Origin of the sequence: Riemerella anatipestifer (assembly GCF_009932355.1) — a bacterium.
In the GTDB taxonomy this organism is placed as follows: Bacteria; Bacteroidota; Bacteroidia; order Flavobacteriales; family Weeksellaceae; genus Riemerella; species Riemerella anatipestifer_E.
This window is the reverse complement of the sequence record NZ_LEKU01000002.1, coordinates 1-25,070: the sequence shown is the minus strand read 5'-3', so window position 1 is coordinate 25,070 and position 25,070 is coordinate 1. Positions and strand designations below refer to the sequence as shown.

Here is a 25,070-nt window from a genome sequence, read left to right as displayed (position 1 = left end):
CAAATAATTAAAATTTATGTTTTTTTAGTTGTTGTTTGCTGTTGTAAAAATAAAAAAAATGCGGGTAACTTTTTAGACAAAAGTCGTAAAAAAAGTTATCCATGTTTTTTTAGTAGTTCCCATAATTCTTTCTCCATTTCTTTTAGCTCTTTTCTCCATCTCCACTCACACTCTTTAAGTGGACTATAAAAGTAGATTTCACTTCATTAAATTTTGCTAATCTTCGCTTCGTAAAACTCCAAAAACTTTCTATTCCATTAATGTAAACACCATTCTGATTTGAAAAACTTTTACTCTTGTCAATCCTGAAATTGCTTCTCATATCCCATATCTAAAAGTCCACTATAACCTCACCAACCATCTGTAAACAAAATACTTTCCAATGAAACTTTTCCTCGAATAACTTTTCTTAACGTTTCACTTTTCGCATTTGGAGTCAGTTCGGTATAAACTCTGCCGTTTCTTTCAAAAACTCAAAAACAGATTGTTTCTAGGTTCCTCTCTCTCGTTTTTGCGGTATATTAATCCCTCGTAATCGCCTTGCTCCAAAATAAGCCTCATCTAATTCAATTTCTCCAAAAAATAAACTTAAATCTTCTTGGTGTTTTTCAAAAATTACTTCCCTAAAAATCCTAAAATATCGGTTAATAGTGTTTCTATTGAACTCTAAAATTTCTGCTGTTTTCGTTGCGTCAATATCGCTACAAAACACTTGATTATTATTTTTTTTATAATCGCTAATTTTACTCCTATTCATAAGACTTGGCAACAAAGTTAAGCATTGTTTCCTAGTCTTAAGCCTTTTAAAATTACTTCTTAAAATATTGTAAGAAGTTTTGCTGAGATAAGAAATATCAATAACTATAATGAAATATCATAAAATAAAAAAGCCAGTTTTAAGCGTTAATTTGGCTGTAAAACTGGCTGTAAATTAGTTAATTAACTGATAATCAGTTTATATTGTAGACCCACAGGGACTCGAACCCCGAATAACAGAACCAAAATCTGCTGTGTTGCCAATTACACCATGGGTCTATAGGTGTGTTGTTTTTTAGTGGTGCAAATTTACAACTTTTTTCATTTCATGCAAAAAAAATATACAAAAATTCATTGATACATATTTAAAATATTGGTTTTCAGATTTATTTTTTATTATTATTTTCTTCTTTGGTGTTTATAATATCAAGTTGTATCTTTGATACCTCAAAATTAAGAGCTATGAATCATCAGCCAGTAGAAGGATTTTCTAAATTAAATAAGCAAAATAAAATAGAATGGATTGTTAATGAGTATTTGGGAGGTAATGAGGAATACATCAAAATACTTCAACAATATTGGAACGACAATCAAGACCTGCAAAAACTCCATGATGAGTTCTCAGAGAACACTATTTCCAACTTTTATATGCCTTATGGTATTGCTCCGAATTTTTTAATAGATGGAAAGTTATTAGCACTTCCCATGGCGGTAGAAGAGAGTTCGGTGGTGGCTGCGGCTTCCAAAGCGGCTAAGTTTTGGCTTAATAAAGGTGGCTTCAAAACCACTATTATTGATACTAAAAAACTAGGGCATACTCATTTTATACTAAAAGCAGAATCTCATAAGATTAGACATTTTTTCAACTTTAACCTTAGACAAAAACTATTTGAAGCAACACAAGACATCACCAAAAATATGAGAAATAGAGGTGGTGGTATTTTAGACATAGAGTTAGTGGATAAGACTTCTGAAATGAATGATTATTACCAGCTTAAAGCTAGTTTTGATACTAAAGACTCTATGGGAGCTAACTTTATCAACTCTTGTTTAGAGCAATTTGGTAAAACGCTTAAAGAGGAAATTAACCTTTCTGCTGATTTCACAGAGGAAGAAAAACAATCTCTTCAAGTGGTAATGAATATCTTATCTAACTTTACGCCTGACTGTATTGTTAGAGCGGAAGTTTCTTGTAAGATAGAAGATTTGAAAGATGATAGCGGTATTTCTCCCGAAGAATTTGCATGGAAATTTAAACAAGCCGTTGCTATCGCTGAAATAGAGCCGTACAGAGCAACCACTCACAACAAAGGGATTATGAACGGTGTAGATGCGGTAGTTATAGCTACAGGAAACGATTTTAGAGCTACGGAAGCTTGTGCTCACGCCTATGCTGCACGTAACGGGAAATATAGTTCACTTACCCATTGTACTACCGATAACGGAATATTCAGATTTTGGATAGATTTGCCTATTTCAGTAGGCGTTGTGGGAGGTCTTACAAATCTTCACCCACTGGTTAAATTCTCATTAGCGTTATTAGGCAAACCTTCTGCTCAAGAACTCATGAGTATTTTGGCTGTATCTGGGCTAGCTCAGAACTTCGCCGCTCTTCGCTCGTTGGTAACTACAGGAATTCAAAAAGGACACATGAAAATGCATTTGTTTAATATTCTTAATCAGTTTGGAGCAACTGAGGAAGAAAAATCATACTTTGTAAACTATTTTAAAGATAAGACGGTAAGCCACCACGAAGTAATCACAGAACTCAATAAGCTAAGAGGAAAATAAGAAAAGTATGAAAACATTTACACTCATTATAGGCGGTATCTATGGGCTAATGTCTGTGATTTTAGGAGCTTTTGGAGCTCATGCGTTTAAAAAGATTTTAAGCGTAGAAAAATTGACAAGTTTTGAAACAGGAGTAAAGTATCAAATGTACTCTGCTCTATTTCTTTTAGTAATTGGTTTTTTTCTAAAATTCGATAATGGGTTAGAGAAGTGGACTTCATTGCTAATGATAATAGGGACTTTTTTATTCTCTGTGAGTATTTATTTCTTGGCTTTTCAAGAAGCTTGGGGTATTAGCTTAAGGTTTTTAGGTCCCATTACCCCATTAGGAGGGTTGTGTATGATTATCAGTTGGACAATGCTCATTATGTTAGTAGCAAGGGCTAAAGTAGGGTAAACAAAAAAGATTTCTATCTTCCAAAGATTTTCTTTAAATTTGTAACTGTTTATAAAATCGTAAAATTTAATACAAAAATATATTTATGAATCTTCACGAGTATCAATCAAAAGAGATTTTAGCGAAATACGGCGTTAGAGTACAAAGAGGTATAGTAGCTAGCACCGTAGAGGAAGCAAAAAAAGTAGCAGAACAGCTTTCTGCAGAAACAGGAACTAAAGCGTGGGTAGTAAAAGCTCAGGTACACGCAGGTGGTAGAGGTAAAGGTGGAGGTGTTAAGTTTTCTCCTAACATGGAAAAGTTAGAAGAAAACGCAAGAAACATCATCGGAATGCAGTTAGTAACGCCTCAAACTTCTGCTGAAGGTAAAAAAGTACACTCTGTGCTTATTGCAGAAGATATGTATTATCCTGGAGATTCTGAACCAAAAGAATACTATGTTTCTGTACTTTTAGATAGAGCTAAAGGAAAGAATATGATTGTATATTCTACAGAAGGTGGTATGGATATAGAGCAAGTGGCAGAAGAAACTCCGCACCTTATCCATAACGAAGAGGTAGATCCTGCTTTAGGATTACAACCTTTCCAAGCTAGAAAGATTGCATTTAATCTAGGTTTAGAAGGAGAAGCGTTTAAGGATTTTGTAAAATTCATTACAGCTCTTTATAATGCTTATGTGGGAATTGATGCTTCTTTGTTTGAAATCAACCCAGTTCTTAAAACTTCAGATAATAAAATTGCTGCAGTAGATGCTAAAGTAACTTTAGATAATAATGCACTTTTCCGTCATAAAGATTTAGCTGAATTAAGAGATAAAAGAGAGGAAGACCCTACGGAAGTTGAAGCTGGTGAAGCTGGATTAAACTTCGTTAAACTAGATGGTAATGTAGGTTGTATGGTAAACGGTGCTGGTTTGGCAATGGCTACTATGGATATCATTAAACTTTCTGGAGGTAACCCTGCTAACTTCCTAGATGTAGGTGGTACTGCAGATGCAGAAAGAGTAGAAAAGGCATTTGGTATTATCCTTAAAGACCCTAATGTAAAAGCAATTCTTATCAACATCTTTGGTGGTATTGTAAGATGTGATAGAGTGGCACAAGGTGTAGTAGATGCTTACAAGAGCTTCGGAGAACTTCCTGTGCCTCTTATCGTAAGATTACAAGGAACTAACGCTGAAGAAGCTAAGAGATTAATTGATGAGTCTGGACTACCAGTACATTCTGCAATTACTCTAGAAGAAGCGGCAAATAAAGTAAAAGAGGTATTAGCTTAATTAAAAAAGTAATACTTTTAAAATATAAAAGACCAGTTCGTTAGAGCTGGTCTTTTTGGTTTATTATTATATTAAATATCACTATTTATTGTAATGAATCGCTTGAAGATGAAGGAAGAGCATTAGGTACATTTGGCATCATCTCCTTTTTTAGAATTTCTGTTTCCAACGGGAAATCATCAAACAAACCAGATAACGCAACCGCTGAATAGACTCTCCTAGAAAATTTATTACCTATCGCAATAATACTTACCTTAGAATCTAAAAGATGTACAAACACAGAGTTAGAACCGTGCCACCAACCATTGTGATAAGTCAGTTTTTTATTATTATCAAAAATTTTCATTCTAAACCCTAAGCCGTAGTTGTTAATCCCTTTTTTCTCATTACTATAAGGCGTGAATATCTTCTCTTTTAAATCCGAAGGCAAAAACTCTTTAGAAAACATCGCTTGTGAAAACTTTAACAAATCTCTAGGAGTAGTATAAATATTTTTATCTCCGTAGATAAGGTCTAAATTATTAAGAGGATACAGTTTGTTATTTTTATAATAGAACGATTGTGCCGCCGTGGCAATATCCTTTTGCTGAAATACAAAGGTATGCTTCATTTCAAGAGGTGCAAAAAGCATTTCCTTCATTGCGGTAGGATAATCTTTTTGAGTCACCTTCTCTATAATGAGGGCTAGTAAAGCGTAGTTAGTATTACAGTACATAAACCCTGTATCGGTAGGTCTAGCTAATTCTGGTTTATATCTAATAAGTAGATTTAGAACATTTTGATTAGTTAAAAAAGACTGTGATAACTCTTTAGGTTTAGGCTCCAAAGTTTCAATAAAATGCTCATACTTTGGGAGTCCACTTCTATGGCTAAGTAAATCTATAACTTTGATATTAGCATACGGAAACTTGGGAAAGAATGTGGTAATATCTTGGTCTAGTTTTATTTTTTTTGCTTCTATCAGCTTCATAATCGCCATTGCCGTCATCGTCTTAGAAATAGAAGCAATGTGTAAAGGCGTATTTTGATTGATGGGCATCTGTTGGTTCTCCCTACCATAGCCCCTGTATTTTTCAAGAATAATATTATCGCCTTTAGCGATTAAGATTCCTCCACTTAAGTCACCTCCTACCCAAGTGTTTTGATAGTATTCTTGTAAAAGGTGTTTTAGAGAATCCTCATTAGCTACCGAATTATCCTCCTTTGTAAAAATATCCTCAGCATCTACCTTAGAGAAATGAGGCAAATTGGTTTTAACCTCCTCGTTATTTTCTTGCTTTTTAGCACAAGAAAATGTGAGCAATCCGAACGCTATAATCCACCACCATTTCATATTTTAATCTATTATTTTTTAAACTTTGCTAAAATCTTATCTACAATCACTTGGGCTAATTTTATCTTACTTTCGTGCGTCCAACCTGCAATATGAGGTGTAACAATCACTTTATCCGAGTTTAAAAGAAAAGCTAAATCTTCATTCTGAATTTCTAAGTTTTCAAAAGAGCTTTTTTCGTATTCCAAAACATCTAGACAAGCCCCTTTTATCTTACCGCTTTTAAGTGCCGAAACCACATCTGCAGTTACCACATTCTTCCCTCTAGCTGTATTGATGAGGTAAAAATTCTTCTTCATTTTTTGGATAGAATCAGCATTAAGCCAGCCTATGGTATCCTCTGCCAAAGGTAAATGCAGGCTTAGAATATCCGCTTTCTCTTGTAATACTTCTAACGGAACTTGTTGGGCGTATTGGTCAGACAAGTTAGGTTTAATATCGTGAAATATCACCTCACACCCAAAACCTGATAGTCTTTGAGCTAAGGCTTTTCCCATATTACCATATCCTATAATACCTACCGTTTTATCTTTAATTTCTTCCCCTCGGTTTTCCTCACGCTTCCAAATGCCTTTTTTGACCTCTTTCGATGAAATAAACAAACGATTCATCAGTACCAAAAGACAGCCTAAACTGTGTTCTGCCACCGCATCTCGGTTACCTTCTGGAGAGTTAAAAAGACAAATACCCAATTCTTCTGCCTTTTCGGTATCTATATTTTCCATTCCTGCCCCTACTCTCGCAATCCATTTTAGATTTTTGGCTTGAGTTAAAAAACGAGCGTCTAACGGAATTCTACTCCTAATAATCACACCCTCGTAAGGTTCTATTTTGTCTAAAATTTCTTCGTAAGAAGAAGTAATATCCTCATCTATTATAAACCCATTAGCCGTGAGCTGCTCCGTAATAAGAGGGTGATTTTTATCCAGTTGTAAAACCTTCATAAATGATTAAATGAATAGTTTTTTTAGCTCCACAGAATCTTGAGCCTTCATTCTTCCAGACAGGATAAGGGAAAGTTCTTTTCTTCTAAGAGCCGCCATATAACGCTCTTTTTCTATATCCGTTTCTGGTTCTAACTCTGGGATAGGCACAGGCTTATTGAACGAATCCACCGCTACAAAAGTGTATATTCCTTCGTTAGTATGCACTTTTTTCTGTGTAATAGGGTCGTCCATCCATACATCTACATAAACCTCCATAGAAGTAGAAAATGCACGCGTTACTTTGGACTCCAAAACCACCACACCTCCTTCTGGAATAGGGTGATTAAAGGAAACATGGTTTACCGAAGCCGTTACTACCCTCCTTCCGCAATGTCTAGAGGCTGATATAGAAGCACATCTATCCATTTTAGAGAGAAGCTCTCCCCCAAACAAATTTCCCAAATGATTGGTTTCGTTTGGGAGTACAATATTAGTCATTACCGTAAGGCTATCTTTAGGCGTTTTTTTTGTCATATTATTTTAAATTGTTAGCTGGTAAAGAGTCTTGCTTTAAACTATCTATTACCAAAGTATCATTAGTCTTAGTTGTTTTTACAGATTGAGATGGAGTGGTCTTTTGAGTTTTATCTTTTTCAAAACTTTTCACACCAAATAAAATTTCAGGGTGATAGAAATTCAAATACCCCAATATCCCTGCTGGAATAATAAAAATGAGTAACCAAAGTACCACTTTCCAAACATTAGATTTCTTAGGTTGAGAAGGTTGAGTTTCTTTTTGGGAACTCATTTCAGAAAGATTGATTGCCTCTAGTCCATAGACATCAGGCGAATCTAAATAAATCCGTTGTCCTACAAAAGAAAAACCTTGAGCATCTGAATTAAACACCCCTAGAGCTTCTACTTCAAAAGATTCTCCAGCTTCTATTTTTTTCTTCCAATAGTCTGTTTGTGTTTTTATTTCAAAGTCAGCCGTTTGGGGACTGATACCTTTAATTTGAGTCACAAAATTGACAAAACTATTTTCTTTTAAAAGGTAGTTCTTTTCTAGTACAATCTGCTTAGCAGGAGGCAGTATATGACCGTCTTCATTACTGATAATTGCACCAGAGTACTTTAAAGAAAAAACACCAAAGTGAGGCACAGCTACACTGCCATGAGTTTTAAGAGCCTCTAAAATACAACTTGCTATATTCATTATGGAGGCAAAGTTATACTTTTTTTGGCAAAAAATGGGCGTAATCCCTTAGGAATTAACCAAAACTATTGCCCTATAAATAGGTTTAGTTATTAAGATATGAGCCATTTTCAACAGAGCGTCTGTCCTTACCGTAACAGACACTCCGTTAGCCTAAGGACAGACACCCCGTTACGGTAAGTGCGGAGACTCTGTTCCGTAGCATTCGGTAAAAGGTAATAAAATAGGCTACTCGGTAAATGAGTAGCCTTAGTTTTAAAATTAAAATACCTTATTAGACAATAACCACTGGATTAGGCAGTTTCTCTGTTCTTGGTTCTTTTAGTAAGATAGAACCCGTGCTGCTTTGCGTAGTGATGCTGAGTTCATAGTTACCCGCTTCTAAATCCGAAGGCACAAGAATAAGCAACCTTGACGGCTCATTGATTACGATACTATCTTTAGCCAACTTAACCTCATTTTGATTGTCTATATTTTTAAAGACGATGCCGTTTTTAGGGTTATCACCGTCTATTTTAATATAAGTACCTTTGATTTCGGCATTTTTGCCTTTAGTTAAAGTACCGTCTGCTTTACCAGTGGCTTTGTCGGTGATGCTGAACAAACTCATTGGGCTAGATTGTTCGCCTAGGATTTCTACTTTGGTATCATTAGCGGCTTTTCTTAGGTCAGTGCCTTGGTTCACATTTACATAAACGGAGTGCTTCTCCTTATCCCAAGTTTTGTCGTAAAATACACCCTTAATGGCAGGACGCATATACACCAGCCCTGTATTCACACTATACCCATTGAGTACCAACTCTGATGCCTTGCGGTTAAAGCGAGTGATAATATCTACCGCGGTTTCGGTTTTTATTTCCATACCCTCTTTTTTAAGGGCTTCTATAATTTCCGTAATGCCAAGACTGCCACCTAGAAGGGGCACGGCTACAAAATCGTTAGGGTCGTCTTTTGTGAGTAGGTTGGGACGCAACCACGCTTTTAAAGTGTTCATAATGTTTGTATTTTTTTAGATGATTAGATATGACTCATTTATAAAAAATGGTCAAAAACTGAGAGCTTTGACCATAGTAGATATTTAAGGGTTAAGTTTTACCCAACCTGTAGATTTACAGCCATAGAAGTTATCATCGCTATCATATACAATAGCCCCTCTATTTATATCAGAACAACTTCCTTTGGTGGTTAGTCGTAATCTAATTTTACCATTCACATCTAGCATTTCTGTTGGTTTTTCCCTTGCTAAACCTATACCTGTAAAGCCATCACGGAGAACAATAAAAGCATTACTTGCTATAGCTTGATCTCCTCCCTTAGCGATTGTACTTGCTCCATTTCCTAGAACAAAAAGTTCATACTTGTTATCTTTAGTAAAAGTAGCAGTATTTCCTTCTAGTGGATCTGTATTAAAATTGTTATTCCCTAAAACAGTTGAAAATGAGGTTCGTGCTGTAATATGATTGCCTAAAGCGGTGGCATTACTACCCAAAGCAACGGCATCTCCACCTATAGCAATACCACCACTATTACTTGCTAACGCCCAACGCCCAAGTGCAAATGAATAATCCCCCGAAGCAATTGAATGCCCCCCCATAGCTGTTGATATATATCCAGAAGCTATAGTACTTATACCCGAAGCGAAAGAATAAGTACCAGTAGCTCCAAAATCATTTCTTTGATAACCATATGAGTAACTAAGATCCACGGCTTCTCTACCTATATCTCCATAAATACTAGGACTTCTCCCTACAAGTCTCCAACCTCTGTTTCCATTTTCGGTAATTTCCTCTAAACCTGTTCTAGAAAAAGTATTCCCAGAAAGCTTCATCCCCGTTCCTGCTGTATAGACTGTGTTAGTATCTGTATCTAGCATTTTTTTCCATATCCCTCCTGTTTGCTGGCTGTCCCAATAGTAATAGCCTTTGCTAGTAATCAATGCATATTTCCCTGTTTTGTCTGATGTGTTGGTAAACGGTCCTGTAACATAAACCAAAAGTGAATGTTGCTCTGTACCTACATTTCCTGCATCGGTCATGGCTTTTACCTCTTCGGCTGTTAAACGCGGGATAATGATGCCTTTAGCTGTATCTGCACCAGCTTTACTTACCTCTAAAGTTGCTTTGGGATTAGGTGTGTTGATGCCAACTCTACCATTGTTTTGTCCGTAAACCGCGAGCCCTAAACCTAAGAAGGCGAATACGGTTAATTTTGTTGTTTTCATAAAATTGAATTTTAAGATTGTTGATATTTAAAGTTTATAGATGTTAGATATTGAATACTAGATTTTAGAGGTTGGAGGTTAGACTTAAGAGCTGAGGTGATACTAAGTTCTAAACTCTGAAATCTAACCTCTAGCTTTAAAAAACGCCTTCCCCCTCTAAACACACACAAAACGAGAGGAAAGGCTAAAACAGAAAGAGCAGAACACTCCTCCTGAACACTAAAAGCACCTAACAAGAACGACCATGTTGTAAGACAAAACAATGGTGCTTTTAGTAGAAATTGTAAGTCATATAAACACCAAAAGCCTCCAACGAAAGCTGGCGGAACGATATTTTGTTTTAACGATAAAAGTTGAAGTAATTTTCTAGATAATACGACGCATACCCACGAAACTATCTGTGTGTGTGTGTGTGTGTGTGTGTGTGTGTGTGTGTGTTTACACAATTATTTGGAAGTACCAAATTTTTGTGTAAGTTTTTTTCACTTTTTTGTATGTCACTGATAGTGTATCGCATAAATATAAAGCAAACTTATAACCTTTTAAGCAAGTATGCAAGTTTTTAGAGTCAATTCTCTTATTTTTTCTCAAAATAAGTCAAACAAAAATCACCCTCTCGTGCTGGAGAAGGTGATTGTATTTTTTAATTTGAGAAACTCGCTAACTCTTGTTTTTGGCTATTGTAAACCCTATATTCTAAATATTTGAAAGAGTCTCTCGGGATAATAGTTACCCACTTTTTGTACTTTAAGTACCATTTGGTCTGTATGCTCATAAGACCTTTGGTAAGGTAAGCCTCCACAAACGGATGGGTGTGCAGATAAAGCCTTCCTTTCTCTTTTTGCATAAGCCCTTTTAGGACTTCTGTCATTTTCTCTACAATGACTACTGGTGCTAAAATTTCACCGTCTTTATTCGGGTTTTCTTCCTTGGTTTCTATCACCGTTTCAGAACGAACCCTTTGCCTTGTAATTTGTATCAATCCAAATTTACTAGGTGGCAAAATCTTATGTTTTGCCTTATCTCGTTTCATTTCATTTTTAAGATGCTCGTAAAGCTCTCTACGATGCTCGGCATCTCTCATATCTATGAAATCTACTACTATAATGCCTCCCATATCTCTAAGCCTTAGCTGTCTTGCAATCTCTGTAGCTGCCATTCTGTTTACATTAAAGGCATGCTCTTTATTGGCTTGGCTTCCTGCGGTTATATTGTTGCCAGAATTTACATCTATCACATGCAGTGCTTCTGTATGCTCTATAACCAAATAGGCTCCTTTGGAGCTAGGGATATTAACATGCTTACCAAAACTCTGCTTAAGCTGTTTTTCTACATTATAATACTCTAATAGTGGGATATGATGGTCATAAAACTCCACTATATTTTTTCTCTCTGGTGCAATTACCTCTAGGTAATTTTTCATTTCTTGCACCATATCCTCATCATCACAGATGATGCTTACAAAATCTGCATTAAAATTATCCCTTAGGATAGCAGACGCTTTTTCTTCCTCGCTTAGGATTTTAGAAGGCACTTTGCCTCGTTGTATGTTCTTAAAGCAAGTCTCCCATTTCTGAACCAACTGGTTCATATCATTATGAAGCTCAGCTACTTTTTTACCTTCTGCTACGGTTCTTATAATTACACCGAAACCTTCTGGCTTGATGCTTTCTATAAGCGTTCTTAGGCGTTCTCTCTCCGCCGAGTCTTTAATTTTCTTTGATACCGAAACTTTTTGGTCAAATGGTATCAATACTAAAAAACGCCCCGTAAGAGAAACTTGGGTAGAAATTCTAGCTCCTTTAGTAGAGATAGGCTCTTTGGTAACTTGTAGCAAAACTACATCGTCCTTAGCCAAAACGCTATCTACCATACCGTTTTTATCCAACGCTTTTTCTATAGGAAAGTTCTTTAAACCTGAATCGTTTTTCCATTTAGATAAAGTCTCGTTGAGAAATTTACGATAGGTAAGATACTGCGGTCCTAAATCCTGATAATGTAAAAAGGCATCTTTATCGTAGCCTATATTTACAAAAGCGGCATTAAGGTTAGGGGCTAGCTTTTTAATCTTTCCGAGGAAAATATCTCCTACAACAAAATCACTCTCTTGTTCTTGTTCGTGTAGCTCAAATAAGCGTCCGTCTTCTATCAATGCAATCTTAGAAGCACCGCCTTCATTAGATATTAGCAGTTCTTTTTTCATTCTAAAATTATCTTAGATAGTTAAACAAAAATATAGTTGATGTATTTTACCTTGATAAAACATCAACTATATTATATTTAATAAGAGATTATGACTTATTTCTTCTTCTTGTGTCTGTTTTGTCTTCTTCTCTTCTTTCTCTTGTGAGTTGCTACCTTGTGTCTTTTTCTTTTCTTTCCGCTAGGCATAGTTTATATTTTTTATGTTAATAAATAAATTGAATTAATCCTTTACTGGAACTTTAGTTTTTACTCTTTCTGCAAAAGATTTAGATGGTTTAAACGCTGGAATGTTATGTGCAGGAATTTCTATAGCTGTATTTTTAGAGATATTTCTTCCTGTTTTAGCAGCACGAGTCTTAATAATGAAAGATCCAAAACCTCTTAAGTAAACATTATTACCTTCATAAAGAGAACCTCTTATCTCCTGCATAAAAGCCTCTATTACTTTCTGCGTATCATTCTTCTCAATACCCAACTTGTTCGATATGGTATTTACCAATTCTGCTTTTGTCATTTCCTTTTTTGTTTTTATTTTTGGTGTGCAAATATATAACTTATTTTTGAAAACAAACAAACAAAACCCTGATTTTCTAAACATTGGCTTTAGAATACTCCAATGGTACAAACAAAACGCTAGAGACCTACCTTGGAGAGCTACTACAAACCCTTATAATATATGGATTTGTGAGATTATTTTACAACAAACCCAAGTACAGCAAGGGCTTCAGCATTACCTTAATTTTGTAGCCAGATTTCCTGATGTAAAATCTTTAGCAGAAGCAGATACAGACGAGGTACTCCTCTACTGGAAAGGCTTAGGCTACTACTCTAGAGCCATCAATCTACAATATGCTGCTAGGCAAATCATGCAAGATTTTGAAGGAAAATTCCCCACCAATTACAAAGACATTCTAAAACTAAAAGGTATAGGAAAATACACCGCCGCTGCCATTTGCAGTATATCATACCAGTTGCCCTACCCTGCCATAGATGGTAATTTTTATCGTGTCTTCTCTAGATTTTTTGCTGATGATTTTGACATTTCAAAATCTAATGCGTTTGATTATTTTTCAGAACTCACCAAAGACCTTATTCCTAAAGATAACCCTGGCGATTTCAACCAAGCAATTATGGATTTAGGTTCTGGCATTTGTAAACCTAAACAGCCTTCGTGTGAGCTGTGTCCTTTAAGTAAAGATTGTGTCGCTTTTAATACAGGGACAATAGATAAATTTCCTATCAAAATAAAAAAGGTAAAAACCGAAGACATAAAACTAAAATACTACTTTATCCATCATAATGATTTTTTTGTAGTAAAGAAACGTGACCGCTCTTCTATTTGGAAAAACCTTTATGATTTCCCAGAGTTTTTACCTGAACATTTAGAAGAGTACATCTCTAACCATAATACCGTTAAACACAAACTCACACACAAAAATTTAGAAATAGAATTTATTACCGTTACCTTACCTAGTGTTAAGCTATTGGAACAATTTGCTCACAACCATAATTTCAATTTTATAGATTATGAAAGTTCACAGCAAAAATCGTTTCCGAAGCCTTTAGAAAACTACATTGATAAAACTTTCAACAAATAGCATTTTTACCACCTTAATTGGTAAGTATTTTTTATTTTTGCACAATGTTTAAAGTTATCACACTTTCCATTATCCTAGTCTTTACTCTCATCGGATGTAAAAGCGAAACCTTACCCAAACCTAAAGGAGAGCTCCGCTTAGAGTATCCCAACGCACATTATCAACCCTTTAATAATACTTGTAATTATACCTTTGAGTTCTCGGATTTTGCTAAAGTAACACCAGCTAAACAGAGAGAATGTTGGTTTAACCTCAGCTATCCTAAAATGAAAGCTAATGTGTTTTTAACCTACTTTCCTATAAAAAACGACTTTCAGTTACATGTAAAAGAGGCTGAAAAAATGGTTTACGAACACACCATAAAAGCCAGTGCCATAGAAACCAAATCTTTTAGCTATCCCGAGAAAAGAGTATTTGGCAACTTTTACGAACTAAAGGGCGAGTCTGCATCTAACATTCAGTTTTTTATCACAGACAGCACTCACCATTTTATAACAGGGAATTTATATTTTAACTCTCGCCCCAAACCAGACTCTCTTGCCCCTGCGGTAGAATACATAAAAACAGATATACTCCACTTGATAGAAACCTTCCAGTGGAAGAAATAATTATAAAAATTCAAACAGAAAAACAATGAAACTTTTAGCTGTAGGAACTGTTGCTTTTGATGCCATAGAAACCCCTTTTGGAAAAACCGACAAAACACTAGGTGGTGCTGCCACTTATATAGGATTAGCCGCTTCTGTAATGGAGGCTAGTGTAGGGCTTGTTTCTGTGGTAGGAGGAGATTTCCCTCAAGAAGAATTAGATATGATGCTGCGTAAAAACATCAATATTGATGGAATAGAAATTATCCCTAACGGAAAAACCTTCTTTTGGTCAGGGAAATATCATAGCGACTTAAATGTTAGAGATACCGTATCTACAGAACTGAATGTTCTTGAAAACTTTGACCCAAAAATCCCAGAAAAAGCTCAAGAAGCAGAGGTATTACTATTAGGAAACCTGCACCCTGCGGTACAAATGTCGGTTCTTAACAAAATGAAAAACCGCCCCAAGCTCGTTATCCTGGACACTATGAACTTTTGGATGAAGCATACTTGGGATTTATTATTAGACATTATTTCTAAAATAGACATCATTTGCATTAACGACGAAGAGGCTAGACAACTTTCTGGAGAATATTCATTAGTAAAAGCCGCTCAGAAAATCCGAAAGATGGGACCTCAATTTGTCATCATTAAAAAAGGAGAACACGGAGCTTTACTCTTTGATAAAAACCAAATCTTTGCAATTCCTGCTTTGCCTTTAGAAGATGTGTTTGACCCTACAGGTGCGGGAGACTCTTTTGCGGGAGGTTTTGCAGCCCACCTTGCTAAAACCCAAGATTACAGCTTTGAAAATATGAAAACCGCTCTAATGATGGGCTCTGCTATTGCTTCTTTTACGGTAGAAAAATTCGGTACAGAAAGACTTGCCAATATATCAGAAACTATGCTTAAAGAAAGAATACAAGAATTTAAAAGGTTAACTGCCTTTGAAGTAAAACTTTAAACAGCTACAAATTTTAAGAAATAATTATAATAAAATATTAAGAGTTATTGTTTAATAATTCTATTTTTGCAACTTAGGTTTTAAATTTAATTAAATATGAACTATAAACATAAAATTACCTTCCTACTGAGTTTTTTTATCACATTACTTTCGTTTAACGCTCATGCACAGCTTAAACCTGGGGATTTAGTGGACGGGATAGCCGCAGTAGTAGGCAACGAAATAGTTTTAGAATCAGATATAGAACAGCAAGAGAATTACGCTCGTCAGCAAGGGGCACAAACAGCTAATAGATGTGAGTTCTTGGAAAAAGTATTAAGCAATAAGTTACTCATCTACGAAGCAAAGAAAGACACCTTAATAGAGAATCACTCTGAAGCTATTAAGCAACAGGCAGAAGCCAAGTATAACGAACTTTTAGCACAATTCCCGTCAGAAAAGGAGCTTCTAGCAGCTTACAAATTCAGAAATTCATTTGAAATGAAGTCTGCAATAGAGCAAATTGATACTGACCAATATTACGGACAAGCGAAATATCAAAGGATTACTAGCGGTGTTAATATTACTCCAAACGAAGTTACCGACTTCTACAACATCTATAAAGGGCAACTTCCTATGGTGAAAGACGAAATTTCGTTAGCAAAGATTACTCTTTATCCTAAATTAACAAAGGAGCATCAGCAAAAATTAATTGATAAACTTAACCAAATCAAGAAAGACATAGAAGGCGGTGAAAGTTTTGAAAAAATGGCAAGGATATATTCCGAAGACCCAGGGTCTGCTGCTACTGGAGGACTATACAAAAACATCGCAAAGGGAGCTATGGTAAAAGCTTTTGAAGCCGCTGCCCTCAATTTACAGGAAGGCGAACTTTCTAAACCTATAGAGTCTGAGTTTGGGTATCATCTTATACAGCTTATTAAGAAAAGTGGTAAATTCTACGATGCTAGACATATACTACTAAAAGCAGAACCTAATACGGAAGAAATAGCTGCAGCTAAGAAAGAACTAAATGAAATAAGAAAGCAAATAGAAGACGGTAAAATCACCTTTAAAGAAGCTGCTTACAAATACTCTGATGACAAAGCTACCAAATTTAACGCAGGAGTTATTTCTACGCCTGGAGGCTCTGACAGACTAGAAAAACTGCACCTTCCTGCTAATTACAGCTACCAAATCGTGGGTCTAAAGGTTGGAGATATTACAGAGGCGTTTGAAGATGTAGCAGACAGAGATAAAAAAGTGGTAAGCATCGTTAAAGTTTTAGAGGAAATTCCTGCACACTCACTTGACTTAACTTCTGACTATGAGAGAATCAAGAACTACGCTTTAGAACAAAAAAAGGGTAAAGTTATGGAGAAATGGATTGTTGAAAAACTACCAGATACTTTCATATCTATTGATGGGCGTTACAAGTCTTGCCAATTTGATGTAGATTGGAACAAACAAGCTCTTACCAAATAAGATAAAACACAAAAAAACAGCTAATTAGTTTTAGCTGTTTTTTTAGACTTATAATTAAAAAAGGATTGTTCTTAGAGAACAATCCTTTTAGTTTTTTATAAACTTTGAGCTTTTTCGTAGGCCTTTGGTAAACCTTCTAGGTTTTTACCACCTGCTGTAGCAAATCCTGGGTTACCACCGCCACCACCTTGTATCTCTTTAGCAAGGTCTTTCACTATAGCTCCAGCATTATAGCTATCACCTAAATCGTCAGAAACTCCTACACTTATCATTGGCTTATCATTAGCATCAGAAAGGATAACTATTACCGAAGTCGGCACCTCTTTTTTAAGCTGAAACACAATATCTTTAACCGATGCTGCATCTAGAGAAGTCATTTTCACTAATAGATTTTTACCCTCTTTAGAAACAAACTGATTTTTCCAATCTGCCGTTTCGTTTTTAGCTAACTCTTTTTTAATAGTTTCTAATTCTGATTTCAACTTCTGATTTTCCTCCAACAACTTCTCTACAGATTTCTGAACATCTTTAGTTTTTAATACAAGAGAAAGTTGAGTCATTTGCTCCTCCAACTCTTTAAAATAAGCATTTGCTTTTTCGGAAGAGATAGCCTCTATCCTACGAATACCTGCCGCAGTAGAACTTTCGGAAACAATTTTGAACAAACCTATCTCACTTGTAGATTTAGCGTGAGTACCGCCACACAATTCTTTAGAGCTTCCGAACTGAATCATTCTGACATTATCCCCATACTTTTCTCCAAAAAGAGCCATTGCTCCTTTGTCTAGAGCTTCCTGTATTGGGATATTTCTGTACTCTTGCAAGCTAATATTCTCTTTAATTTTAGCGTTTACTTTTTCTTCCACCAAAGCAATCTCCTCATCGGACATTTTACTAAAATGAGAGAAATCGAATCTTAAATAATCTGCTCCCACGAAAGAGCCTTTTTGCTCCACATGAGTTCCTAGAACATCTCTTAGAGCCTCATGTAAAAGGTGTGTAGCAGAGTGGTTGGCTTGTGTGTTTCTACGCAACCTGCTATCCACAACCGCTGTAAACTCTTTCTCTGGAGCTTGTGGCAAGTCTTTAATAAGAGAAATATTAAGGTTATTCTCCTTTTTGGTGTCTAATACTTCAAACTGACCTTCCTCACTTTCTATATAACCTTTATCACCTACTTGTCCCCCGCCTTCTGCATAGAAAGGGGTTTGGTTAAACACTATTTGGTAGAATACACCGTCTTTATTTTCTAATTTTCGGTATTTCGTGATGAACACTTTATGTTCTAATTGGTCATAACCTACAAAAGACTCCGTTTCGTCTTTTAAAGTAACCCAATCATAGACTTTCTGAGCTGAAGACTTTTTAGAACGCTGCTTTTGTTTCTCCATTTCCTCATCAAAACCCTTTTCGTCCACGGTAAGCCCTTTTTCTTCTGCTATAATTCTAGACAAATCCGCAGGGAAACCATAAGTATCATACAACTCAAAAACTTCTGCTCCAGGTAATGTCTTTTCACCTTTTTTAAGCGTTTCTTGAATAATATTTTCTAATCTTACTAAACCGTGTTCTATGGTTTTAAGGAATGAATTTTCCTCTTCCTTAATGACCTCTGTAACTAGTTTCTCTTGCTTTTCTATCTCTGGGAAAAATGCTCCCATCTGATTTTTAAGCACCACTACGAGCTCGTACAAGAACGCCTCTTTCATATCTAAGAAACGGTACGAGTAAGAAATGGCACGGCGTAAAATTCTTCTGATAACATAACCTGCCCCCGTGTTAGACGGCAACTGACCATCAGCAATGGCAAAAGATACCGCACGGATATGGTCCACTACCACTCTTATCGCAATATCTTTCTCATTGTCTAATAAACCTTCGTACTTTTTGTGAGAAAGTTGCTCTACCTTAGCAATCAAAGGCGTAAAAACATCTGTATCATAATTAGATGTTTTACCTTGTAATGCCATACACAACCTTTCGAAGCCCATACCTGTATCCACATGTTGAGCAGGAAGTTTCTCTAAGCTACCATCAGCTTTGCGGTTAAACTCCATAAATACAAGATTCCACACTTCTATAACCTGCGGGTGGTCTTGGTTTACCAAATCTTTACCTGAAACTTTGGACTTTTCCTCCTCACTTCTTAAATCAATATGAATTTCTGAGCAAGGTCCACAAGGTCCAGATTCGCCCATTTCCCAAAAGTTATCCTTTTTATTTCCGTTAAGAATTCTATCCTCAGCAATATAAGACTTCCAGCAGTTGTATGCCTCTTGGTCTCGCTCTAGATTTTCGGTAGCATCACCTTCAAAAATGGTAACATATAAGTTTTCCTTTGGGATTTTATAGACCTCTGTGAGTAATTCCCACGCAAAAGCAATTGCCTCCTTTTTAAAGTAGTTTCCAAAAGACCAGTTGCCTAGCATTTCAAACATTGTATGGTGGTAGGTATCTCTCCCCACATCATCTAAGTCGTTATGCTTCCCAGACACACGCAAACATTTCTGTGTATCTGCAATTCTAGGAGCTTTAGGGGTTTTGTAGCCTAAAAAATAATCCTTAAACTGTGTCATTCCTGAATTAGAAAACATTAGGGTAGGGTCGTCTTTCAATACTATTGGTGCGGAAGGCACTATAAGGTGTTCTTTACTTTTAAAAAAATCTAAAAAAGCTTGTCTTATCTGCTGTGAAGTCATTATATATACTATCTAAATTACAATTGGTGGCAAATTTACACAAAAATCATATAAAACAGCACTATTAACCCAACTTACAATACTGAAAATTAGCTCTCTTACTTTTATTTTCATAAAACAAAATATTCTGTTATATTTGAAACCTCACTTAAAAATATTTGATATGCCTTTTCAAAATAAATTTCCGCTCCATTTACCTGGAGAAAAATCAACTGAAAACCAAAACATAAGCCTCGTTGCTGCTGATGTAAAACAGAGGGATACTACCCTAGGCTACTATGTTTCTGAGAACGGAAGATTAGAATTAAAAGCAAAAAAAGAATACAACACCCAAGATTTTGGGCTTTTTAGTGATATTCTAAACCTTTTCTTAGAAGAGCATAGTTTAAGCAAACCCTCTAGAATTTCTATAGCAGTACCAGGACCTGTTTTAAACGGCAAATGCACTACCGAAAACCTTCCTTTTGATTTAGATATAGAACTCATCAGAAGTAGAACCGAGGTAGAACACATTACCCTTATCAACGACTTAGAAGCAATGGCCTATGGACTTAAAGGTACGGAAGATAAAGCCTTCTGCACCCTACACAAAAACAGCAGCACTACTAAAGGTAATGTGGCTATTTTGGCTCCGGGGAGAGGTTTAGGCGAAGCGGGAATGTTTTGGGACGGAGAATGTTTACGCCCTTTCGCAACCGAAGGTGGACACTCCGAATTTTCTCCTAGAGCAGAAGACGAGCTAGAGCTTTACCGTTTTTTAAAAGCAATACACGGCATTGTAAGTTGGGAGTCGGTGTTATCTCATGAGGGATTATTTAATGTGTACCGTTTTGTAAGAGATATGAGACGCCAAGAAGAACCAGAATGGCTTACACAAAAACTAGAGAAAGGAGATTGTCACGAGGTCATCATAGATGCGGCACTCAACGGCGAAAACAGAGCTTGTGCTTTAACCGTGGAGGCGTATGTTGACTTCATTGCAAGAGAAGCGAGTAACCTAGTTCTAAAACTAAAAGCAACAGGAGGGCTTATTTTAGCAGGAAGCCTTGCAGTAAAGATAGAGGCACTACTCAAAATGCCAAGTTTCTACCAAACTTTTGTGATTAGCGACAAAATGGAAAACATCTTAAAGAGTACCCCTATCTATCTTCTAAAGAATGATAATGCCATTCTTACAGGAGCGGCTTACTACGGTGCTTTTGGGAGACACTAGAATAGATAACATCAAACAACATAAAAGCACGGAACTCTCGTTTTGTGCTTTTTTGTTTTGGCGATGAGCCATATTAACCACAATAGAAGTTTTGAAAAAAAATAATTAACTTTAGGCAACTAAATAAATAACTATGGAAAAACCTTTACCACCGAATGTTTACACACTGAAACACAAATTCTTTTGGGGAGCCTTCCTTAACATTGCAAGGCATAATGCTTTTATCACCATTTGCCATATCAACGAACAGTTGGGGCTTACGACCCCTTCAAACGATGACAAAATCGTAGATGTTGTCTGTGGGACATGGAATAACATACTTAACAACGACCACGATTTACTCAAAAAGAGCCAACTAACAGAGCTTATCCTAAAACACTTCCCGTTCCTTACGGCAATGTGCTACCATCCTCCTAAAAAAGAGGGAAAAAAGAAGAATAAGCAAAAAGAGCAACAGAAAGAGAAAGAAAACGAAGCCCAATCCCAAGCCGAGGCTCTTAATCCAAGCAAATTGATTGAAGCATTGGAAATCCTTGTAAATCAACTCCACAGTCTTAGGAACTACTATAGCCACTACAAACACAAAAAACCCGATGCAGAAAAAGACATTTTTAAACATCTTTACAAAGCCTTTGACGCTTCTTTACGAATGGTAAAAGAGGACTACAAAGCTCACTTTACCGTCAATCTCACTCGGGACTTTGCCCATCTAAACAGAAAAGGTAAGAACAAGCAAGACAACCCTGACTTCAACCGCTACCGCTTCGAAAAAGACGGCTTTTTTACAGAATCAGGGCTATTGTTTTTCACTAATCTGTTTTTGGACAAACGCGATGCCTACTGGATGCTGAAAAAAGTCAGTGGTTTTAAAGCCAGTCATAAACAAAGCGAGAAAATGACCACCGAAGTGTTTTGCAGAAGCCGCATACTCCTTCCTAAACTAAGGTTAGAGAGCCGATACGACCATAACCAAATGCTCTTGGATATGCTTTCTGAACTGAGCCGTTGCCCTAAACTGCTCTATGAAAAACTCTCCGAAAAGGATAAAAAATGCTTTCAGGTAGAAGCTGATGGCTTTTTGGACGAAATTGAGGAAGAACAAAACCCTTTCAAAGACACCTTAATCAGACATCAAGACCGTTTTCCTTATTTTGCTCTACGCTATTTAGACCTCAATGAGTCTTTTAAGTCCATAAGATTTCAAGTGGATTTAGGCACTTACCATTACTGTATTTACGACAAGAAAATAGGCGATGAACAAGAGAAACGCCACCTGACCCGAACTCTATTGAGCTTCGGTAGGCTACAAGATTTCACAGAGATAAATCGCCCCCAAGAATGGAAGGCTCTCACCAAAGACCTCGACTATAAAGAAACTTCCAAACAGCCATTTATTAGTAAAACCACTCCGCACTACCACATTACCGATAACAAAATCGGCTTCCGCTTAGGAACTTCTAAAGAGTTGTACCCTTCGTTGGAGATAAAAGACGGTGCCAACCGCATAGCCAAATATCCCTATAATTCCGGTTTTGTAGCTCATGCTTTTATCAGTGTCCACGAATTGTTACCTCTGATGTTCTACCAGCATTTAACTGGTAAATCGGAAGACTTGTTGAAAGAAACCGTTAGACATATCCAAAGGATTTACAAAGACTTTGAAGAAGAACGCATCAACACGATTGAAGATTTAGAAAAAGTCAACCAAGGTCGCCTTCCTTTAGGCGCCTTTCCAAAACAAATGTTGGGGTTACTACAAAATAAACAATCCGACCTTTCGGAAAAAGCTAAAATCAAAATAGAAAAACTAATAGCCGAAACCAAGCTGCTCTCCCACCGCCTCAACACCAAGCTAAAAAGCTCTCCAAAGCTCGGAAAGAGACGAGAAAAGCTCATCAAAACAGGCGTATTGGCTGATTGGCTGGTAAAAGACTTTATGCGATTTCAGCCTGTGGCTTACGATGCTCAAAACCAACCTATAGAGAGCAGTAAAGCCAACAGCACGGAATTTCAGCTTATCCAAAGAGCATTAGCCTTGTACGGAGGCGAAAAGAACCGACTAGAAGGCTACTTTAAGCAAACCAACCTCATCGGAAATACCAACCCGCACCCGTTCCTAAATAAATTTAATTGGAAAGCGTGCAGGAATCTGGTGGACTTTTACCAACAGTATCTGGAACAAAGAGAAAAATTCTTAGAAGCTATCAAAAAACAACCTTGGGAACCATACCAGTACTGCCTACTTCTTAAAATACCGAAAGAGAATAGAAAAAATCTGGTTAAAGGTTGGGAACAAGGGGGCATTAGCCTGCCAAGAGGGCTGTTTACCGAAGCGATTAGAGAGACCCTTTCGGAAGACTTCACGCTATCCAAACCTATTAGAAAGGAGATTAAAAAACACGGCAGAGTGGGCTTTATCTCCAGAGCCATTACACTATACTTTAGGGAAAAATACCAAGACGACCACCAGAGTTTTTACAACCTTCCGTACGAGCTAGAAGCCAAGGCTTATACGCCCAAACCACCACTACCGAAGGAAAGAGAATATGTCCTCAGAGCAGAACACTACGAATATTGGCAGCAGAACAAACCCCAAAGCCCTACGGAATTGCAGAGGCTGGAGTTGCATACCTCTGACCGATGGAAAGACTACCTCCTCTACAAACGCTGGCAACATTTGGAGAAGAAACTTAGGCTCTACAAAAACCAAGATGTTATGCTTTGGCTGATGACCTTAGAGCTGACAAAAAATCACTTTAAAGAACTGAATCTGAACTACCACCAGCTCAAACTAAAGAACTTGGCGGTCAATGTTCAGGAAGCAGACGCCAAGCTCAATCCGCTGAACCAAACCTTGCCTATGGTGTTGCCTGTAAAAGTCTATCCTGCCACTTCATCTGGGAAAGTACAATACTATGAAACACCAATAAGAACCGTCTATATCCGAGAAGAGCAGACCAAAGCCCTTAAAATGGGGAACTTTAAAGCCTTGGTAAAAGACCGCCGTCTTAACGGTTTATTTAGCTTTATCAAAGAGGAGAACGACACCCAAAAGCACCCGATTAGTCAGCTCAGACTAAGGCGGGAGTTGGAAATTTACCAATCGCTAAGGGTAGATGCCTTTAAAGAAACCTTAGACTTGGAAGAGAAACTACTGAAGAAACACACCAGCCTCTCCAGTTTAGAGAATAAGTTCCGAATATTGTTGGAAGAATGGAAGAAAGAGTATGCTACTTCCTCCATGGTTACGGACGAGCATATCGCCTTTATCGCCTCGGTACGCAATGCCTTCTGCCATAACCAATACCCTTTTTATGAGGAAGCCCTCCACGCTCCTATTCCGCTCTTTACGGTTGCCCAGCCAACCACCGAAGAAAAAGACGGCTTAGGTATTGCCGAAGCGTTGCTAAGAGTCTTGCGTGAATATTGCGAAATTGTTAAATCTCAAATTTAGAATAGTATGTATTGGATATCAGAAGTTTTAAAAATAGTAACTCCTACTATTGCCGTCATTGTGTCTACCATTTTATTATCCCGTAAGATTAGGCAAGAGCTTAAGGGCAACATTGAACGCCAAAAGTACGAGGCCATACTCCATGCCCATAAGCAGATGTACCGTCTGTTGGCGTATATGACCGACCAAGACAACCCCAAAAACCTCTTAAAATGGGAAGTTCCCAAAGGGCAAAAGGATAAAATTCATTATATTAACCGAGCCAATGCCCAAGCCTTTCTAAGGGAACTCCCAGAGCTATTTTATGGGGAGGGCTGTGGGCTCTTCTTGTCTAAGGAAATTGCTGATAAGTTTTTTGAGTACCGTAGTATCGTTTATAAGCTCCTACTTGCAGAACAAAATAGCACCGAGGTGGAGTTCCGACTAAAAAACGAAGAGGTGGCTACCAGAATGAAGGAGCTGCATCAGGAGTTGAGCAAAAGCATTAGGCAATGCCTAAAAATAGAACAACGCGATTTAAAAGCGTTGTAGAGAAAAGCGTTCTTTGAAACACCGAAATAAAACAAGCACCCAAAAAAAGACAATACCCTATCATAACAATAATGCACAGCATTTGAAGGGTATTCACAACATTTACGAAGTAACTTATTACTTACCATTCGTTGGGACTACTCTCATTTTGAAGGGTATTCACAACTTACTCGAGCTGTAAACTTTAGCACTATCAGTTGGGACTGCTCTCATGTTAGCTCACAGCTTTGTTGATAGTTTCAGCGGAATTCGTGAATGCATAACATTTGAAGGGTATTCACAACGCACCGTCCCAAATAAAGCCCTTATCTATCGTTGGGACTGCTCTCATTTTGAAGGGTATTCACAACTTCCATTTCTTTATAGGCTCTTATTAAGAAGTTGGGACTGCTCTCATTTTGAAGGGTATTCACAACAACGAAATCCATAAAAACAT

Annotated in this window: 19 protein-coding genes, 1 tRNA gene and 1 pseudogene; 10 read left to right on the top strand and 11 right to left on the bottom strand. The window is 37.0% G+C overall.

Features of this window, described 5'->3' with window-relative positions; translation table 11 throughout:
- Positions 1-95 precede the first annotated feature (95 nt).
- Positions 96-757 (bottom strand): annotated as a pseudogene (locus tag GXW81_RS00565) (IS1595 family transposase).
- Positions 758-963: 206 nt separating this feature from the next.
- A tRNA-Gln gene (locus GXW81_RS00560) sits at positions 964-1,035 on the bottom strand.
- 183 nt (positions 1,036-1,218) lie between these two features.
- Here GXW81_RS00560 and GXW81_RS00555 point away from each other — a divergent pair.
- From GXW81_RS00555 to sucC, 3 genes are all read left to right on the top strand, one after another.
- Positions 1,219-2,547 (top strand): hydroxymethylglutaryl-CoA reductase, degradative, encoded by a 1,329-nt coding sequence (locus tag GXW81_RS00555; protein WP_014937377.1) that lies wholly within the window; start codon positions 1,219-1,221, stop codon positions 2,545-2,547.
- A gap of 7 nt (positions 2,548-2,554) precedes the next feature.
- Positions 2,555-2,944 (top strand): DUF423 domain-containing protein, encoded by a 390-nt coding sequence (locus GXW81_RS00550; protein WP_161530761.1) that lies wholly within the window; start codon positions 2,555-2,557, stop codon positions 2,942-2,944.
- Positions 2,945-3,029: 85 nt separating this feature from the next.
- Positions 3,030-4,220 carry an ADP-forming succinate--CoA ligase subunit beta gene (gene sucC, locus GXW81_RS00545; RefSeq protein ID WP_161530760.1) on the top strand — a complete coding sequence of 397 codons (1,191 nt, stop codon included), beginning with the start codon at positions 3,030-3,032 and terminating at the stop codon, positions 4,218-4,220.
- A gap of 85 nt (positions 4,221-4,305) precedes the next feature.
- On the opposite strand, the gene GXW81_RS00540 is transcribed toward sucC, so the two are convergent.
- The 8 genes from GXW81_RS00540 to GXW81_RS00505 all read right to left on the bottom strand — a co-directional run bounded on the left by GXW81_RS00540 (position 4,306) and on the right by GXW81_RS00505 (position 12,635).
- Positions 4,306-5,553, bottom strand: coding sequence for a serine hydrolase (locus tag GXW81_RS00540; RefSeq protein WP_161530759.1), 1,248 nt, complete (start codon positions 5,551-5,553; stop codon positions 4,306-4,308).
- Between the two features lie 11 nt (positions 5,554-5,564).
- The gene (locus tag GXW81_RS00535; RefSeq protein WP_161530758.1) at positions 5,565-6,497 is read right to left on the bottom strand and encodes a 2-hydroxyacid dehydrogenase; all 933 of its coding nucleotides are present in this window, start codon (positions 6,495-6,497) and stop codon (positions 5,565-5,567) included.
- A 6-nt stretch (positions 6,498-6,503) separates the two neighbouring features.
- Complete coding sequence (locus GXW81_RS00530) at positions 6,504-7,013, bottom strand: acyl-CoA thioesterase (RefSeq protein WP_109475496.1); 510 nt, start codon at positions 7,011-7,013, stop codon at positions 6,504-6,506.
- Between the two features lies 1 nt (position 7,014).
- Entirely contained in the window at positions 7,015-7,695 is a 681-nt protein-coding gene (locus GXW81_RS00525) for a hypothetical protein (RefSeq protein ID WP_161530757.1), read from the bottom strand.
- 274 nt (positions 7,696-7,969) lie between these two features.
- A complete protein-coding gene (locus GXW81_RS00520; protein WP_161530756.1) occupies positions 7,970-8,689 on the bottom strand; it encodes a DNA-binding domain-containing protein in 720 nt (239 codons plus the stop codon).
- An 84-nt stretch (positions 8,690-8,773) separates the two neighbouring features.
- Positions 8,774-9,916, bottom strand: coding sequence for a hypothetical protein (locus tag GXW81_RS00515; protein WP_161530755.1), 1,143 nt, complete (start codon positions 9,914-9,916; stop codon positions 8,774-8,776).
- A gap of 643 nt (positions 9,917-10,559) precedes the next feature.
- Positions 10,560-12,119 (bottom strand): ribonuclease E/G, encoded by a 1,560-nt coding sequence (locus GXW81_RS00510; RefSeq protein ID WP_161530754.1) that lies wholly within the window; start codon positions 12,117-12,119, stop codon positions 10,560-10,562.
- Between the two features lie 222 nt (positions 12,120-12,341).
- A complete protein-coding gene (locus GXW81_RS00505) occupies positions 12,342-12,635 on the bottom strand; it encodes an HU family DNA-binding protein (RefSeq protein ID WP_004919742.1) in 294 nt (97 codons plus the stop codon).
- A 46-nt stretch (positions 12,636-12,681) separates the two neighbouring features.
- On the opposite strand from GXW81_RS00505, the gene mutY reads away from it, so the two are divergent.
- The 4 genes from mutY to GXW81_RS00485 all read left to right on the top strand — a co-directional run bounded on the left by mutY (position 12,682) and on the right by GXW81_RS00485 (position 16,737).
- Positions 12,682-13,719: an A/G-specific adenine glycosylase gene (gene mutY, locus GXW81_RS00500; protein ID WP_161530753.1), complete on the top strand. Its 1,038-nt coding sequence runs from the start codon at positions 12,682-12,684 to the stop codon at positions 13,717-13,719.
- Positions 13,720-13,763: 44 nt separating this feature from the next.
- Positions 13,764-14,327 (top strand): gliding motility lipoprotein GldD, encoded by a 564-nt coding sequence (gldD, locus tag GXW81_RS00495; RefSeq protein WP_161530752.1) that lies wholly within the window; start codon positions 13,764-13,766, stop codon positions 14,325-14,327.
- Positions 14,328-14,352: 25 nt separating this feature from the next.
- Positions 14,353-15,273: a PfkB family carbohydrate kinase gene (locus tag GXW81_RS00490; RefSeq protein ID WP_161530751.1), complete on the top strand. Its 921-nt coding sequence runs from the start codon at positions 14,353-14,355 to the stop codon at positions 15,271-15,273.
- A gap of 96 nt (positions 15,274-15,369) precedes the next feature.
- Positions 15,370-16,737 (top strand): peptidylprolyl isomerase, encoded by a 1,368-nt coding sequence (locus GXW81_RS00485; protein WP_004919750.1) that lies wholly within the window; start codon positions 15,370-15,372, stop codon positions 16,735-16,737.
- A gap of 95 nt (positions 16,738-16,832) precedes the next feature.
- On the opposite strand, the gene alaS is transcribed toward GXW81_RS00485, so the two are convergent.
- Positions 16,833-19,436, bottom strand: a complete 2,604-nt coding sequence (alaS, locus tag GXW81_RS00480; protein ID WP_161530750.1) for an alanine--tRNA ligase — start codon at positions 19,434-19,436, stop codon at positions 16,833-16,835.
- Between the two features lie 163 nt (positions 19,437-19,599).
- Between alaS and GXW81_RS00475 the strand changes: the two genes are divergently transcribed.
- The 3 genes from GXW81_RS00475 (at position 19,600) to csx28 (ending at position 24,634) form a co-directional block, all read left to right on the top strand.
- Positions 19,600-20,649 carry a glucokinase gene (locus tag GXW81_RS00475; protein WP_161530749.1) on the top strand — a complete coding sequence of 350 codons (1,050 nt, stop codon included), beginning with the start codon at positions 19,600-19,602 and terminating at the stop codon, positions 20,647-20,649.
- Between the two features lie 133 nt (positions 20,650-20,782).
- On the top strand, positions 20,783-24,103 hold the full coding sequence (gene cas13b / locus GXW81_RS00470) for a type VI-B CRISPR-associated RNA-guided ribonuclease Cas13b (RefSeq protein ID WP_161530748.1): 3,321 nt from the start codon (positions 20,783-20,785) through the stop codon (positions 24,101-24,103).
- A 6-nt stretch (positions 24,104-24,109) separates the two neighbouring features.
- Entirely contained in the window at positions 24,110-24,634 is a 525-nt protein-coding gene (gene csx28, locus GXW81_RS00465) for a CRISPR-associated protein Csx28 (protein ID WP_161530747.1), read from the top strand.
- Positions 24,635-25,070: the final 436 nt, after the last annotated feature.

Coding starts and splice junctions, on each gene's coding strand:
- GXW81_RS00485 (WP_004919750.1), top strand. CDS start 15,370: ATGAACTATAAACATAAAATTACCTTCCTACTGAGTTTTTTTATCACA.
- GXW81_RS00490 (WP_161530751.1), top strand. CDS start 14,353: ATGAAACTTTTAGCTGTAGGAACTGTTGCTTTTGATGCCATAGAAACC.
- alaS (WP_161530750.1), bottom strand. CDS start 19,436: ATGACTTCACAGCAGATAAGACAAGCTTTTTTAGATTTTTTTAAAAGT.
- GXW81_RS00535 (WP_161530758.1), bottom strand. CDS start 6,497: ATGAAGGTTTTACAACTGGATAAAAATCACCCTCTTATTACGGAGCAG.
- GXW81_RS00525 (WP_161530757.1), bottom strand. CDS start 7,695: ATGAATATAGCAAGTTGTATTTTAGAGGCTCTTAAAACTCATGGCAGT.
- GXW81_RS00555 (WP_014937377.1), top strand. CDS start 1,219: ATGAATCATCAGCCAGTAGAAGGATTTTCTAAATTAAATAAGCAAAAT.
- GXW81_RS00530 (WP_109475496.1), bottom strand. CDS start 7,013: ATGACAAAAAAAACGCCTAAAGATAGCCTTACGGTAATGACTAATATT.
- GXW81_RS00540 (WP_161530759.1), bottom strand. CDS start 5,553: ATGAAATGGTGGTGGATTATAGCGTTCGGATTGCTCACATTTTCTTGT.
- GXW81_RS00515 (WP_161530755.1), bottom strand. CDS start 9,916: ATGAAAACAACAAAATTAACCGTATTCGCCTTCTTAGGTTTAGGGCTC.
- GXW81_RS00520 (WP_161530756.1), bottom strand. CDS start 8,689: ATGAACACTTTAAAAGCGTGGTTGCGTCCCAACCTACTCACAAAAGAC.
- GXW81_RS00475 (WP_161530749.1), top strand. CDS start 19,600: ATGCCTTTTCAAAATAAATTTCCGCTCCATTTACCTGGAGAAAAATCA.
- GXW81_RS00550 (WP_161530761.1), top strand. CDS start 2,555: ATGAAAACATTTACACTCATTATAGGCGGTATCTATGGGCTAATGTCT.
- gldD (WP_161530752.1), top strand. CDS start 13,764: ATGTTTAAAGTTATCACACTTTCCATTATCCTAGTCTTTACTCTCATC.
- GXW81_RS00510 (WP_161530754.1), bottom strand. CDS start 12,119: ATGAAAAAAGAACTGCTAATATCTAATGAAGGCGGTGCTTCTAAGATT.
- cas13b (WP_161530748.1), top strand. CDS start 20,783: ATGGAAAAACCTTTACCACCGAATGTTTACACACTGAAACACAAATTC.
- csx28 (WP_161530747.1), top strand. CDS start 24,110: ATGTATTGGATATCAGAAGTTTTAAAAATAGTAACTCCTACTATTGCC.
- sucC (WP_161530760.1), top strand. CDS start 3,030: ATGAATCTTCACGAGTATCAATCAAAAGAGATTTTAGCGAAATACGGC.
- GXW81_RS00505 (WP_004919742.1), bottom strand. CDS start 12,635: ATGACAAAAGCAGAATTGGTAAATACCATATCGAACAAGTTGGGTATT.